Below are 13932 nucleotides of genomic sequence, written 5' to 3'. Positions count from 1 at the left end.
GAGCATTGTTCAGGCAACAGACAGGTTAGCCGCAGCACCCGTGTTTCAAGATTGAAACAGCGTGTGTCTCACCTGCGCGTTGGTTTCCTGTAACCCATTGAAATTCCGAAAGAACTCAAAAGCGGCACAGCTTTCGCTCTCTCCTTCACAACGCTGACAAGGGCCAGCCCACTGAAGAAGGAATTGCAGCCGTGGGGAACATCAAAAAAGGTTTGACCTGCCTTTTGCTGATCGGATCAGCAGCCAGCACATTCATCAGTTTCAATGTGCAGGCGGAAGGCAACGGTGTGATCGTCCTCAATCGCGACGTTCAACCTATTCCCATCGGCCGCAGCGGCGGCAAAGACCCCTACCCGACTACCGTCAACGCCAACCCTTCGACGCGCATCAACCAAGCGATGGCCAGCACCGAGCTGGATGACGGTGACTTTGCCGCGATCGCCAGTGGCTCGTCCATTCGCAGCACCATGTCGACGACGACCGGCAGCCTGCCGGGGACCAATGTCCTGACCAACCCTAACGGCCTGCCTGGCATGAGCTCCGGTCACGGCGGCGGCGGAGGCAGTTCGATCTCCAACACCGTCAACCGCGCAATGGGCGCCGGCCTTGCCCCGCTGACCCGCATGGCTGGAGGCCAATAAGATGAATCGCTCCCTGCTCCTGCTTGCCCTTTTCGGTTGCGCCAGCGCCATGGCGGCCGATCCCAGCTCAGTGAACAACGCGAACATTCAAGACACCGGCATCCAGTACCACGGCAACTACAACGTCAACCAGGCCGCCGGCGACCAAATGCAACAAACCAACACCAAGGCCATTGCCATTGGCACCTCGGCCAGCGCCACCACGAGCGTACGGCAACACATCGACACGCCGGCCAATCCGGCGACCAATGCCAGCGCAACCATTGGCGGCAGCTCTTTCAGTAATGGCAACGGGATCCTGGGCGTGAACCAGGGCGCCGGCGCCAACAACCAGATGGCCAACGTGACGCGTATCAGCATCAGTGCTGGGCCGCAAAGCGTTGACGACAGCGCCCTTTCGCAACAGAACGTGGCGTTTTTACCGAGCTCAGGAGCAACTGGTACCTCACCCGGCAGTCGCCAGGTCACGACAAGTGATCAGGCCTTCACCGGCAGCCGCGGGGTAATCCAGGTGAACCAGAGTGCCGGGGTGGGGAACCGTATGGCTAACACCCTGAGCATCCGGGTCGCTGACTGACCCAAACAACAAGAGCAGTGCAATTAGAAAGTACCAACACTTAACCAACTAATAAGCACGATGGAGAAACACCATGAAACCTACAATGGCTCTCAAACCACTGGTATTCGCACTTGCAGCGGTAATGGCAATGGCGGCTCAAGCAGGCGGCAATGATCATGGTAACAATGGCGGTCACGGCGGCCATAACCCTCCTCCTCCTCAAGGCCCAACCCTTGAAGAGTTGCTGCAAATCGGCGCAGGTGCCGGTGCCGCAGTACTCGACGTACAAAACAGCCAGGGCAACGTAGTCGGTAACCAAGGCACAAAAAATAGTGCAGGTATCGAAAACTCGGCGAATGGCTCGAACGGCAACGTGGGCATGAACAACACCGCTGGTGACGGCAACCAGCAAGATAACGCTGCTGCTCTGGCAACCGCTGACGAAAGCTTCATCTTCGGTTCGGCCGTTTCCGCTTCCAGCGCTACTCAGGTGAACTCCGGCAACGCTGTTGCCAACTACTCCACCACCAACACTGCTGGCATGAGCAATGTCGGCAACAGCGGTTCCGGCAACATTGGCGTCAACAACAGTGCCGGCAACTTCAACCAACAGAAAAACAACCTGGCAATCGCCGTATCCGGTGGCCGTGTGGCCCAGGCTGCTGCAGCTGCCAACCAAAGCTCTACCGGTCTTAACGTAGGCAACTACGGTACTCAGACCTACAAAACCAATACCCTCACTGGCACTGTTGCTGCCGTCGGCGTGTTCGGCGCCGTGGGAGAAGCTACCATCAAAGATGACGATCACGGTCACGGCGGTGGCGGTTATGGCAACAACGACAAAGGGCATGGCGGCAGTGGCGGTAGCAAAGATCAGAAAGCTACCTTCGAAGCCGTGGGTGTCTTCGGTCTGGCTGGCGTGACCACTCAACAAGTGATGACTCCAGACGGCTGGAAAAACCCTGTGACCAACAACGCTGCCATCAGCAATGTTGGCAACAACTTCTCCGGCAACGCTGGCTTCAACAACGCCGCAGGTGTTGGCAACCAACAAAGCAACTCGCTGTCCATCGCTGCAGGTTGCAAAGCCTGCATGTAATCGCGATCGAAACGAAAGCCCCGGAAACGGGGCTTTTCCTCAGTCCGCAAAGGCGTATCGATCATGCGTAAGACTGCCTTCATCGCCCTGCTTTGCCTGTCTGGCCTGACTCAGGCTGCCCAGATGCCAGTCGCTGCCCTTCCCGGCGGCGTACTCGTCTACAAGCACGTGCAAAGTATTCGTGAGCGCAAGTTTGCCGACATCGTCGAACAGAAAACCGATTTCAGCTGCGGCGCTGCCGCACTGGCCACGGTGTTACGCCAGGCCTATTGGCTCGACGTCGATGAAGAGCACATCATCAAAGGCATGTTGGTCAACGCTGACCAGGATCTTGTTCGTACTCAGGGTTTTTCCATGCTCGACATGAAGCGCTACATAGAAAGCATCGGCATGCGCGCCAGGGGTTACAAGATTCCGCCGGAGAAGCTCGACGCAGTAACGATTCCGGTGGTGGTACTGATGGAAATTCGCGGCTACAAGCATTTCGTGGTCTTGCAGCGTTCGGACAAGGATTGGGTTTACATCGGAGACCCGGTTCTCGGCCATAAGCGTTACAAACACGACGACTTTGTCAAAGGTTGGAATGGCATTGTCTTCGCCATCGTTGGCCCCGGATACGACAAGGCAAATGCCCTGCGTAGCCCTCCGGTGCCATTGACCGCCAAGAACAAGCTGGATGGCTTCAACCCTGTCAGAGATGCTGAATTGATGGACTTCGGGTTCATACAGAGCGACTTCTTTTAATCGCCGATTATAAAGAATGGGGCTGGATGTCCCGGGAGCAGCAGATGAAAACCTCATACTGGCTGGCCGCCGCCTGCCTGGCAGCGAGTGCGTCAGGCTATGCCAATGCAGGATTCAAACCTATAGAAATCCAGGACCAGGAACTGTCCCAACTACGTGGTCGTTATGTAATGCCGGGGCGAATCATCAGCTTCGGCATTGTCATGAGCAGCACCTGGCGCAATGCCAGCGGTGATTTGATCGGTGCAGCCACCTCGATGCAACTTCAGGCAGCAACGGTAAAACCAGAATTCTATGTTTCAACCATCAAGGAAACCGGCCACGGCAATCCTGTGCAGACAGGCAACGGCACCATCACCGGGGGCGCAGGGCTCAATAGCAGCCAGGGCGTGACCCAAAGCGTGCGCGCCGCCGGCGACAGCAACTCCGCCTACAACAACGTTGCGATCAACGTTTCCGAAGCCAATCAGGCCCCGGCAATCGTGCCCGCGCAAGGGCAGGCGCTAATGGCCGGGCAAACCATCGGTGGCAGTAATGCCGCCGGCAGCGTGGCGGTTTCAGCCACCAACGGCGGCGTCCAAATGGCCATTCAGGCCTCCGGCAATCAGGGCACAGCCCTGCAACAGGTCGCCCAGGGCGGTTTGCTGCAGAACACCCGTTTGCTCGGCAGCGCAAACGTGGTCAATAACATGACTCAACTCAACGTCGTACTGAACAATAACGGCATGAGTGCCGGCGCACTGGACTGCAACCTGACTCAACTCAGGGCACTACGCAATATTGGATATTGAACTACGCTGAGTCTCGATCATTGGGCTTAAAGGGACGGCTTATTCATGTATCGATCAGTATCACTGCGTGCGGCTATTTGTTTGAGTACCCTTCTACCGGCAGCCATGCTGCAAGCGGCACCGGACGCCGACGTAGAAGCCCTGAAACAGGAGCTTCTGGACCTTAAGCAACGATACGAAGTACAACAAAAAGCGCTGGCGGTACTTGAACAACGGGTCCGCCAGGTCGAAGATCAACCGGCGGCCCCGCAACCCAAGCGTCTGGCCAAGTCGCCAGCCGATATGAAAGGCAATCCAAAAGTGGCCACCGGTACCGGGGCTGCAGCGGCGTCGGGGGGCGCGGCCGGGGGCAGTGGCGCTTCCTACGGGCAATCGCTGGCCGACGACTCGCAACCGGCGCAGAGTGTGTCCAACCTGTACGACGAGGCCAGCGGCTTTTTCGGCGGGGGCAAGTTCAGTCTGGAAACCGGCATTACCTATTCGCGTTATGACACACGCCAGTTGATCCTCAACGGCTTTCTTGCGCTGGACTCGATCTTCCTCGGCAACATCAACCTTGACCGGATCAAGGCCGACACCTGGACGCTCGACCTGACGGGCCGCTACAACTTCGACAACCGCTGGCAGTTCGACCTGAACGTGCCCGTGGTGTACCGCGACTCTACGTATCAATCCGGCGGCGGCAACGGCGGCGCCTCCAACGTCACTACCGAACAGGACGTTGATCGCGATCCAACTATCGGCGACGTGAACTTCGGTATCGCCTACAAGTTCATGGACGAGTCGGTCAACACCCCGGATGCCGTGGTCACCTTGCGGGTCAAGGCGCCTACCGGCAAGGATCCGTTCGGGATCAAGCTGCGTCAGACCGATGCCAACTCGAACCTGTTCGTGCCTGACACGCTGCCAACCGGCAACGGCGTCTGGTCGGTCACTCCGGGTATCTCGCTGGTCAAGACGTTTGACCCGGCCGTGCTGTTCGGCAGCCTGTCCTACACCCACAACCTCGAGGAGTCGTTCGACGACATCAGCTCGACCGTCAACCAGAAAACCCCGGGCAAGGTACGCATCGGCGACAGCTTCCAGATCGGCGCCGGTATCGCCTTTGCGCTGAACGAGAAGATGAGTATGTCGTTCTCCGTCTCGGACCTGGTGCAACGCAAGAGCAAGCTGAAACAGGATGGCGGTGATTGGGAATCGGTGGTGTCCAGTGACGCCAACGCCGGTTACTTCAACGTCGGCATGACCATTGCGGCCACCGACAACCTGACCATCGTGCCCAACCTGTCCATCGGCATGACCGACGATGCCCCGGACTTTTCCTTCAGCCTGAAATTCCCGTACTACTTCTAAGCAAAGCAAAAGATCGCAGCCTGCGGCAGCTCCTACATGGGTAATCCTGTAGGAACTGGCGCAGGCTGCGATCTTTTGACCTTCTAGCGAATCTGATGCTTGTGCAGCAAACGGTAAAACGTCGGCCGTGAAACCCCAAGGACTTTGGCCGCAACACTCAGATTGTCACTGTGCCGATTCAGCACATCACACAACGCCTGACGCTCGGCGCGGGTTTTGTAATCTTCCAGCGTGCCCATCGGCGTGGCGATCGAGTGTTGACTGATCAGCCCGAGATCACGCGCCTCGATCTGCCGGCCTTCCGCCAGAACCAGACCGCGACGCACGCGGTTGGCGAGCTCGCGCACATTGCCCGGCCAGTCATGCTTGCCCATGGCTATCAGCGCATCTTCACTGAAGCTGCGCGGGCGGCGGCCGGTTTCATGGCTGTAAAAGTGCGAAAAATGGTTGGCGAGCATCGACAGATCGCCATGGCGTTCACGCAACGGTGCCGTCACCACCTGCAAAACGTTGAGCCGATAGTACAAGTCTTCGCGAAAACGCTTTTTCTCGATGGCGGCTTCAAGATCAACGTGAGTCGCCGCCAATACCCGCACATCGACGGGAATCGGATGACTGCCGCCGACCCGTTCAATGTGTTTTTCCTGGAGAAAGCGCAGCAGATTGGCTTGCAGTTCCAGCGGCAGATCGCCGATTTCATCGAGAAACAACGTGCCACCGTTGGCCGCTTCAATGCGCCCGACCTTGCGTTGATGAGCGCCGGTGAAGGCGCCTTTCTCGTGACCGAATAACTCGGACTGGATCAGGTGTTCGGGGATCGCCCCGCAGTTGATCGCCACGAAAGGCTTGCTGTGACGCTGCGACTGCCGATGCAGCGTGCGCGCGACCAGCTCTTTACCGGTGCCGCTTTCACCACGAATCAGTACCGGCGACTCGGTAGGCGCCAGCTTGCTGAGCAATTTGCGCAGCTCGCGGATCGGTTTGCTGTCACCGAGCAATTCGTGTTCAGGCTGATCCACATGGATCGTGCCCTGCCCGCGCAGACGCGCCATGCCGAATGCGCGGCCGAGCGTGACCTGCACGCGCGACACATCGAACGGCAAGGTATGGAAATCAAAAAACCACTCGCAGACAAAGTCTCCGACGTTCTGCAAGCGCAGGACTTCCTGATTGAGTACCGCAATCCATTCGGTGCCGCTGCGGCTGATCAGTTCCTTGACGGCCTCGGGACGTTCCAGATGAAAAGGTTGCAGGCGCAGCAGGCCGACATCACAACTGCGGTCGGCGGCATTTTCTAGGGTGCAACTGTCGACATCCCAACCTACCGCACGTAATCCGGGTAATAGGCGATGGCAGTCGTCACACGGATCGACCACCAATAAACGTCTCAACGCAGGCGCTTCGCTCATGACTGTTCCTTGGCGCCAAATTTTAGGAAAAGGTTGTAAAAACAGTCATTTGGCAGACCTGGCTGTAACATTAGCAAGAATTTGACGGCAGCTTGTATCGATTGCTTATAGGTGTACAAGCTAAGTAGTTATAAGAGTGGGCTTTGTTAGTTAGCTATCGAGTGGCTTTCTTTCAATAACCTTTCAGAAACTGTCGAAACACTGAGCCAATGAAAGAAAGTTGAAATTTCTTTGTTGCGAGTGTGACCCGCCCCGGGGTTGCGTGCATCAGTACAAGTAACCAGCCGAACGGTAAGCCCAACCGACGGCAGATCACTTGATTGGGCACTATAGAGAGAAGACCCCATGACCGCCCCGCTCCGTATCAACGAAGCTCTTTTGATTGCCAACCACGCCTTCAAACCTTTTCAATGCGTGGCCTGGGCGCCACAAGACGGCAATGGTGAACTGAGCCTGACCGTCATCGACCGCACCAACTCGCACATTGGTCGCAAACAGATTCCAAGCAGTACCTATTCCGATCCGGCACAGCTGGAACAACTGCTGCAGCAGGCTCGCGCCGAGCTGAGCAACGAAGGCCACCTGTTGCAATCCTGGTCGATGCCGCACTAATAGCGGGACAATGCGGATGACTTCGTGTCATCCGCCCGCTTCTTGTTAGTTGCCATATCTATTTACCCTTCAGTACTTTTGTACAACTTTCAGCGTGCGCTTTTTGGCGTAACTGCTTGGCTCACTTGCTATTGGTTCAAAAAGACACTGTTCTGGCACAGTCTGACCCTCCGCCTGTTAGTTCTTACAGTTGTACTTCTCCCGGTTCAGGGATTGAATGTTCGGCTCATGCAGTAAACCGCCCAATTTAGGGTATTGGTCTACTCGCAAGGAGACGCGTGCATGTCTACCCAGAGCTCTTGCGCCCGATTGGAGCGAATCAACCAGGCCGGCCAACTGGACCCTGCTTTTGCCGGTAACGGCATCGCCCAAGTGTATTTTGCCGACAGTCTTTCCAGCATGACCCAGGGTGTCGCGGTTGACCGACAGGGTCGCGTGCTGGTCGCAGCGAAAGTCAAAATGCCCAACGGCAGTTGTTTTGGCCTGGCGCGTTTGCTGGCGGACGGTTCGGCCGATCTGAGTTTCGGTCATATGGGGAGCGTCATCGGCAAGTTCTCGTCCGGGTTCGGCAGCATGGCCGGCAACGTTCGCGTGCTGCCCGACGGAAGAATCCTGCTCGCCGGCCTGCACTACGAAACCGATCACTGCACCCTGCCCGGCCTCGCCCTCTTCGATGAGCAGGGTCGCCCGGCCCCGGAGTTCGGCGACAACGGTCACCTCGTGGTGCGCCTGCCCGGCGACCTGTCGATGGGCACGCTCGACGATTGGCTGCCACCGGGCATTCCGGGCGCCGAAGCCTGCGACATCGCGGTACAGGACGACGGCCATATCCTGTTGCTCGCCAATCACCACTTCGAATGCGCCGACCACGCGGGCATGCTGATTCGCCTGACCGCCAATGGCCAGCTCGACAAGACCTTCAATGGCCGTGGTTTTGTCATGGTTCGCCATCTATTGCTCAACACTTGGCTGAGCAGTCTGTCGTTGCAAGAGGACGGGCGGATTGTGGTCGGCGGCTCAATGAGCTTCCCTCAGGAAGGTCTGCTTGCGCGCTACCTGGCGGATGGCCGGCTCGACGAAACCTTCGCCATCGATGGCTTCATGGCCTTCACCGCCCTCGGGCACGGCGCGCTGGTCAATCAGGTGATCGAGTCGGCGGAGCATTTGCACTGCTTCGGCAGCAGCCGTGATCCGCTACGCTGCATGACCCTCAACCTGCATCACAATGGCCGTGCAGATCTGCGTTGTAACTCGGGTCTGCCGCAACTGCTGGACATCGGCCCCAGTGGTTGCCAGTGGAACGCCGCCCAGCGCCTGCAAGACGGGCGGATTATTGCTGTCGGCGCGACGATTGGCGGCTTCGAGGCGGACTTCGTCGTCGCACGCTATTTGCCTGACGGCTACCTCGATCACACGTTCGGTGATGGCCACGGCTGGCTGCGGACGCGTTTGGGCCGAAGCCTGGACACGGCCAATTCACTGGCCCTGCAAGCGGACGGTGGAATTCTGGTTGGCGGGTTTTCGCTGGATGGCAATTATCGGGCGATGGTCGCGCGGTATCTCAATGACTGACAAATACCCATTAACAACTTGAACTTGCGCGACACATCCGGCAACTTGCGCGCTTCTTAAGACAAGGAGCAACCGATGTCCGGTTCAATGGCTCAGGCGTTCGCGCAAAATTTTCTCGGGCACTCGCCACGCTGGTACAAGGCGACCATCGTCGGCTTCCTGATCCTCAATGCATTGGTGTTATGGACCGTCGGCCCAGTAGCCGCAGGCTGGCTGCTGGTCATCGAATTCATCTTTACCCTGGCCATGGCGCTCAAATGCTATCCGCTGATGCCCGGCGGTCTGTTGCTGGTCGAAGCGCTGCTGCTGAAGATGACCACGCCGCAGGCGCTTTATGACGAGCTGGTGCACAACTTTCCGGTGATCCTGCTGCTGATGTTCATGGTGGCCGGCATCTACTTCATGAAGGATCTGCTGCTGTACCTGTTCTCGCGCCTGTTGTTGGGCGTGCGCTCGAAAGCGATCCTGGCGCTGCTGTTCTGTTTTCTCTCGGCATTCCTCTCGGCGTTTCTCGATGCACTGACAGTGACGGCGGTGATTATCAGCGCCGCTGTCGGCTTCTACTCGGTCTACCACCGGGTGGCCTCGGGCAATGATCCGCGCCAGGACAGTGAGTTTGGCGACGATCAGAACCTGCCCAGACTGCATCACGATGATCTCGAACAATTCCGCGCGTTCCTGCGCAGCCTGCTGATGCACGGTGCGGTCGGCACGGCGCTGGGCGGTGTCTGCACGCTGGTCGGCGAGCCACAGAACCTGCTGATCGGCCATGAAATGGGCTGGCACTTCGGCGAGTTCTTCCAGAAAGTCGCACCGGTGTCGATGCCGGTGCTGGCAGCGGGTCTGGTGACCTGCGTACTGCTGGAGAAACTGCGCTGGTTCGGTTACGGCACGCTGTTACCGGACAACGTGCGCGCCGTGCTGGCCAACTACGCCGCTGAAGACGACGCCGAACGCACGCCGCGCCAACGCGCTGCGCTGCTGGTGCAGGGCGCTGCCGCATTGATCCTGATTGGCTGCCTGGCCTTTCATGTGGCGGAAGTCGGCCTGATTGGTCTGATGGTGATTGTGTTGATCACCGCGTTTACCGGCATCACCGATGAGCATCGTCTGGGCAGCGCATTCAAGGACGCCATGCCGTTCACTGCGCTGTTGGTGGTGTTTTTTGCGGTGGTCGCGGTGATTCACGATCAGCAACTGTTCGCCCCGCTGATCCAATGGGTGCTGACATTGCCGACGGATCAGCAACCGGGCATGTTGTTCATTGCCAACGGCTTGCTCTCGGCGATCAGTGACAACGTGTTTGTCGCGACGATCTACATCACCGAGGTGAAGCAGGCATTCCTCTCCGGGCATATGAGCCGCGAGCATTTCGAAACACTGGCGATTGCGATCAACACCGGCACCAACCTGCCGAGCGTGGCGACACCGAATGGTCAGGCGGCGTTTCTGTTCCTGCTGACCTCGGCGATTGCACCGCTGGTGCGATTGTCGTACGGGCGGATGGTGTGGATGGCATTGCCCTATACCGTGGTGATGGGCCTGCTCGGCTGGTACGCCGTGAGCTACTGGCTCTAACCCCACAAAACTTTGTAGGAGCTGTCGAGTGAAACGAGGCTGCGATCTTTTGATCTTGCTTTATAAAAACGAGATCAAAAGATCGCAGCCTTCGGCAGCTCCTACAGGTGTTACGGGAGGATGTATTTTTCGATAGCCTCGGCGACGCCGTCTTCGGTGTTGGGGGCGGTGACCACGTCGGCTTGGCGTTTTACGGCGTCTTCCGCCTGGCCCATGGCAATCGATAATCCCGCACAGTGGAACATTGCCGGGTCGTTGCCGCCGTCACCAATCGCAGCGGTCTGTTCCAGCGCTATGCCCAGATGTTCGGCAATCGTCGTCAGTGCGGTGCCTTTGTTGGCTTCCAGCGCGGTCACGTCGAGGTACACCGGTTGCGAGCGGGAGACTTGCGCCATACCGTTGACCTTCGGAATCAGGCGCGCCTCCAGTTCGATCAGCAGCTCAGTGTTGTTGCTGGTCGCGACAATCTTGTCGATGCGCTCCAGATACGGCTCGAAACTCTCGACCACCACCGGCGGATAGCCGAGGCCATGCTGTTCGCGTGGCACCATTGGCCCGTGCGGATCCTTGAGCAGCCAGTCGCCGCCGCTGAACACCCAGATTTCGACATCCGGCTGATCGGCAAAGGTGGCCAGCGTAATCAGCGCGGTGGTGGCCGGCAGGTAATGCGCCACCAGCAGACTGCCGTCCGGATTGACGATCGTGCCGCCGTTGAACGCCGCAGTCGGCAAGTCGACGCCCAAGGCTTCGATCTGCTGCAACATGGCTTTCGGCGGTCGCCCGGTGGCGAGACTGAACAGCACGCCCGCCTCACGCAAGGCGCGAACCGCATCAATGGTGCGCTGGCTCAGCGAGTGATCGGGCAGCAACAGCGTGCCGTCCATGTCGCTGAGCAGAAAACGGATGGGTTGTTTCGTCAGCTCACTCATCCGAGGCCATGCCAGACGCGACCATCGCGAGTCAGCAAATCTTCGGCGGCTTGCGGGCCGTCGTCGCCGGCGGCATAAGTCTGCACGCTCGCGTCCTGCTGCCAGGCGTCGAGGAATGGCTGCACGGCGCGCCAGCCATTCTCGATGTTGTCAGCGCGCTGGAACAGCGTCTGATCGCCGGTCAGGCAGTCGTAGATCAGGGTTTCGTACCCCGTCGACGGTTGCATCTCGAAGAAATCCTTGTAGGCAAAGCCCAGCTCGATGTTGGCCATGTTCAGCGCCGGCCCCGGCCGCTTGGCCAGCAGGTCGAACCACATGCCTTCGTTCGGCTGGATCTGGATGCGCAGATAAGTCGGCTGCAATTCGTCCACTTCGGTGTCACGGAACTGCGCATAGGGCGCCGGTTTGAAGCAGATGACGATCTCGGTGTCGCGCACGCTCATGCGTTTGCCGGTGCGCAGGTAGAACGGCACGCCGACCCAGCGCCAGTTGTCGATCATCACTTTCAGCGCGACGTAGGTTTCCGTGCTGCTGTCGGGGGCAACGTTGGCTTCCTGGCGATAACCGTTCAGCGCTTTGCCGTCGACCTCGCCAGCGCTGTACTGGCCGCGAACCGAATTGGCCCGCGCCTCTTCGATAGTCCACGGGCGGATCGCGCCGACCACCTTGGCCTTCTCGCCGCGCACCGCGTCAGCGCCAAATGCCGCCGGCGGTTCCATGGCAACCATGGCCAGCAACTGGAACAGGTGATTGGGCACCATGTCACGCAGCGCACCGGTGTGTTCGTAAAAACTGCCACGGGTTTCGACGCCGACGGTTTCCGCCGCCGTGATCTGCACGTGGTCGATGTAATGGTTGTTCCAGAAGGCTTCGAACAGGCTGTTGGAGAACCGGCTGACCAGAATGTTCTGCACGGTTTCCTTGCCCAGGTAATGGTCGATCCGATAGATCTGCTTCTCGGACATCACCTTGAGCAAACAGGCGTTCAACGCTTCGGCGGTGTGCAGATCGGAGCCGAACGGCTTCTCGATCACCACCCTTCTGAAGGCTTCGGGGGTTTCTTCGAGCAAACCGGCGCTGCCGAGACGGCGCACCACTTCACTGAAGAAACGCGGCGCGGTGGCCAGGTAGAACACCGCATTGCCGGTGCCGCTGGCGGCGATTTTCGCCGCCAGCGCGGAATAGGTGCTGTCGTCCAGAAAGTCGCCCTGGACGTAGCTGATACCTTTGGCGAGCTTGGCCCACAAGGCCGGATCAAGCATCTGATCGCCCTTGCCGACTTTCGCCGCGACTTCGGTACGGATGAAGTCTTCGAGCTTCTGCGCGAAGGCCTCATCGGTAATGGCGTTGTGGTCAACGCCAACGATCCGCAGGTTTTCGTCAAGCAAGCCGTCGCGACTGAGGTTGTACAGCGCCGGCATCAGCAAGCGCTTGACCAGGTCGCCGTGGGCACCGAACAGAAACAGCGTGGTCGGTGGTGCGGGTTCTGCCTTGGATTTCCTGCGGATCGTATGGGTCATTTCTTCGGTGTCTCCACGTGGCCGCCGAAGCCGAAGCGCTGGGCCGAAAGAATCTTGTCGCCAAAGGTGCCCTGGCCGCGCGAGCGATAGCGCGAGAATAGCGAGTTCGACAGCACCGGAACCGGCACCGCTTGTTCCATGGCCGCTTCGATGGTCCATTGACCTTCGCCGCTGTCCGCAACAGAGCCGGAGAAGCCGTCGAGCTTCGGATCGCTGGCCAGTGCATCGGCGGTCAAGTCGAGCAACCACGACGACACCACGCTGCCACGACGCCAGACTTCGGCGATGTCAGCCACGTTGAGATCAAAACGCTGATCTTCCGGCAGACGCTCGCTGGATTTGGTCTTGAGGATGTCGAAGCCCTCAGCGAACGCGGCCATCATGCCGTATTCGATACCGTTGTGAATCATCTTCACAAAGTGACCGGCACCGGCAGGACCGGCGTGGATGTAGCCGTGCTCGGCGCGATGGTCGTCGGACTTGCGATCCTTGGTGCGCGGGATGTCACCCATGCCCGGTGCCAGTGCGGCGAACAGCGGGTCGAGGCGCTGCACGGTTTCGGCGTCGCCACCGATCATCATGCAATAGCCGCGCTCCAGGCCCCAGACGCCGCCGGAGGTGCCGACGTCGATATAGTGCAGGCCTTTCTCGGCCAGGCTCTTGGCCCGACGGATATCATCCTTATAGTTGGTGTTGCCGCCGTCGATGATGGTATCGCCGGCCTCCAGCAGATTGCTCAAAGTGGCGATGGTGTCTTCAGTCGGCGCGCCGGCCGGCAGCATGACCCAGACCGCACGCGGTTTGGCCAGACCGGCAACCAGTGCCGGCAAGTCGGCGACGCCAGTGGAGCCCTCGGCGACCAGGGTGTCGATGAAAGCGGTATTGCGGTCGTAAACAACGGTGGTGTGACCGTTGAGCATCAGACGCCGCGCAATATTGCCGCCCATGCGGCCCAGTCCAATAATCCCGAGTTGCATGTGCTGATGCTCCTTACTACAAATAAATGTGTGTCATTGGTTATAGCCCAACGCTGCTGATGGAGGTTAGTCCAGAGCGTTGCGATGAAGTTTCCGGGCATTGTGCCCGATCCAGACTGATAACGCCCCGAATCCTGCCGAAGACACA

General features: G+C 58.8%; 13 protein-coding genes. 9 read left to right on the top strand and 4 right to left on the bottom strand.

Annotated elements, in window-relative coordinates:
- The first annotated feature begins 191 nt into the window (after positions 1-191).
- From ACIPZE_RS09605 to ACIPZE_RS09580, 6 genes are all read left to right on the top strand, one after another.
- Entirely contained in the window at positions 192-641 is a 450-nt protein-coding gene (locus tag ACIPZE_RS09605; RefSeq protein WP_400772599.1) for a hypothetical protein, read from the top strand.
- 1 nt (position 642) lies between these two features.
- Positions 643-1218, top strand: a complete 576-nt coding sequence (locus ACIPZE_RS09600) for an adhesin (protein WP_129393610.1) — start codon at positions 643-645, stop codon at positions 1216-1218.
- Positions 1219-1291: 73 nt separating this feature from the next.
- Positions 1292-2299 (top strand): heme utilization protein, encoded by a 1008-nt coding sequence (locus tag ACIPZE_RS09595; RefSeq protein WP_283436571.1) that lies wholly within the window; start codon positions 1292-1294, stop codon positions 2297-2299.
- 63 nt (positions 2300-2362) lie between these two features.
- Entirely contained in the window at positions 2363-3043 is a 681-nt protein-coding gene (locus ACIPZE_RS09590) for a C39 family peptidase (protein ID WP_129393606.1), read from the top strand.
- Positions 3044-3087: 44 nt separating this feature from the next.
- Positions 3088-3834 carry a hypothetical protein gene (locus ACIPZE_RS09585; protein ID WP_283436572.1) on the top strand — a complete coding sequence of 249 codons (747 nt, stop codon included), beginning with the start codon at positions 3088-3090 and terminating at the stop codon, positions 3832-3834.
- 45 nt (positions 3835-3879) lie between these two features.
- Entirely contained in the window at positions 3880-5187 is a 1308-nt protein-coding gene (locus ACIPZE_RS09580) for a hypothetical protein (RefSeq protein ID WP_283436573.1), read from the top strand.
- Positions 5188-5270: 83 nt separating this feature from the next.
- Here the strand turns inward: ACIPZE_RS09580 and ACIPZE_RS09575 are convergent, their stop codons facing one another.
- The gene (locus ACIPZE_RS09575; protein WP_400772596.1) at positions 5271-6596 is read right to left on the bottom strand and encodes a sigma 54-interacting transcriptional regulator; all 1326 of its coding nucleotides are present in this window, start codon (positions 6594-6596) and stop codon (positions 5271-5273) included.
- A gap of 345 nt (positions 6597-6941) precedes the next feature.
- On the opposite strand from ACIPZE_RS09575, the gene ACIPZE_RS09570 reads away from it, so the two are divergent.
- The 3 genes from ACIPZE_RS09570 (at position 6942) to nhaB (ending at position 10358) form a co-directional block, all read left to right on the top strand.
- The gene (locus tag ACIPZE_RS09570; protein WP_283436574.1) at positions 6942-7208 is read left to right on the top strand and encodes a hypothetical protein; all 267 of its coding nucleotides are present in this window, start codon (positions 6942-6944) and stop codon (positions 7206-7208) included.
- Between the two features lie 282 nt (positions 7209-7490).
- On the top strand, positions 7491-8780 hold the full coding sequence (locus tag ACIPZE_RS09565; protein WP_283436575.1) for a hypothetical protein: 1290 nt from the start codon (positions 7491-7493) through the stop codon (positions 8778-8780).
- A 75-nt stretch (positions 8781-8855) separates the two neighbouring features.
- A complete protein-coding gene (gene nhaB, locus ACIPZE_RS09560; protein WP_283436576.1) occupies positions 8856-10358 on the top strand; it encodes a sodium/proton antiporter NhaB in 1503 nt (500 codons plus the stop codon).
- A gap of 110 nt (positions 10359-10468) precedes the next feature.
- Here the strand turns inward: nhaB and ACIPZE_RS09555 are convergent, their stop codons facing one another.
- From ACIPZE_RS09555 to gnd, 3 genes are read right to left on the bottom strand one after another with little or no spacing between them, the layout of a single operon-like run.
- The gene (locus tag ACIPZE_RS09555; protein WP_283436577.1) at positions 10469-11287 is read right to left on the bottom strand and encodes an HAD family hydrolase; all 819 of its coding nucleotides are present in this window, start codon (positions 11285-11287) and stop codon (positions 10469-10471) included.
- On the bottom strand, positions 11284-12807 hold the full coding sequence (gene zwf, locus ACIPZE_RS09550; protein WP_129393592.1) for a glucose-6-phosphate dehydrogenase: 1524 nt from the start codon (positions 12805-12807) through the stop codon (positions 11284-11286). The genes ACIPZE_RS09555 and zwf overlap by 4 nt, the downstream gene beginning before the upstream one ends.
- Entirely contained in the window at positions 12804-13784 is a 981-nt protein-coding gene (gene gnd / locus ACIPZE_RS09545) for a phosphogluconate dehydrogenase (NAD(+)-dependent, decarboxylating) (RefSeq protein ID WP_129393590.1), read from the bottom strand. Before gnd ends, zwf begins: the two co-directional genes overlap by 4 nt.
- Positions 13785-13932: the final 148 nt, after the last annotated feature.

Origin of the sequence: Pseudomonas sp. NPDC089741 (assembly GCF_044748825.1) — a bacterium.
Lineage (GTDB): Bacteria > Pseudomonadota > Gammaproteobacteria > Pseudomonadales > Pseudomonadaceae > Aquipseudomonas > Aquipseudomonas helmanticensis.
This window is presented reverse-complemented; position numbering and strand designations above follow the sequence as displayed.

Bases quoted from the DNA above. Each gene is read 5' to 3' on its own strand.
- ACIPZE_RS09575 (WP_400772596.1), bottom strand. From the start codon at position 6,596: ATGAGCGAAGCGCCTGCGTTGAGACGTTTATTGGTGGTCGATCCGTGT.
- ACIPZE_RS09585 (WP_283436572.1), top strand. From the start codon at position 3,088: ATGAAAACCTCATACTGGCTGGCCGCCGCCTGCCTGGCAGCGAGTGCG.
- ACIPZE_RS09555 (WP_283436577.1), bottom strand. From the start codon at position 11,287: ATGAGTGAGCTGACGAAACAACCCATCCGTTTTCTGCTCAGCGACATG.
- ACIPZE_RS09565 (WP_283436575.1), top strand. From the start codon at position 7,491: ATGTCTACCCAGAGCTCTTGCGCCCGATTGGAGCGAATCAACCAGGCC.
- ACIPZE_RS09590 (WP_129393606.1), top strand. From the start codon at position 2,363: ATGCGTAAGACTGCCTTCATCGCCCTGCTTTGCCTGTCTGGCCTGACT.
- ACIPZE_RS09595 (WP_283436571.1), top strand. From the start codon at position 1,292: ATGAAACCTACAATGGCTCTCAAACCACTGGTATTCGCACTTGCAGCG.
- ACIPZE_RS09570 (WP_283436574.1), top strand. From the start codon at position 6,942: ATGACCGCCCCGCTCCGTATCAACGAAGCTCTTTTGATTGCCAACCAC.
- ACIPZE_RS09600 (WP_129393610.1), top strand. From the start codon at position 643: ATGAATCGCTCCCTGCTCCTGCTTGCCCTTTTCGGTTGCGCCAGCGCC.
- gnd (WP_129393590.1), bottom strand. From the start codon at position 13,784: ATGCAACTCGGGATTATTGGACTGGGCCGCATGGGCGGCAATATTGCG.
- ACIPZE_RS09580 (WP_283436573.1), top strand. From the start codon at position 3,880: ATGTATCGATCAGTATCACTGCGTGCGGCTATTTGTTTGAGTACCCTT.
- nhaB (WP_283436576.1), top strand. From the start codon at position 8,856: ATGTCCGGTTCAATGGCTCAGGCGTTCGCGCAAAATTTTCTCGGGCAC.
- zwf (WP_129393592.1), bottom strand. From the start codon at position 12,807: ATGACCCATACGATCCGCAGGAAATCCAAGGCAGAACCCGCACCACCG.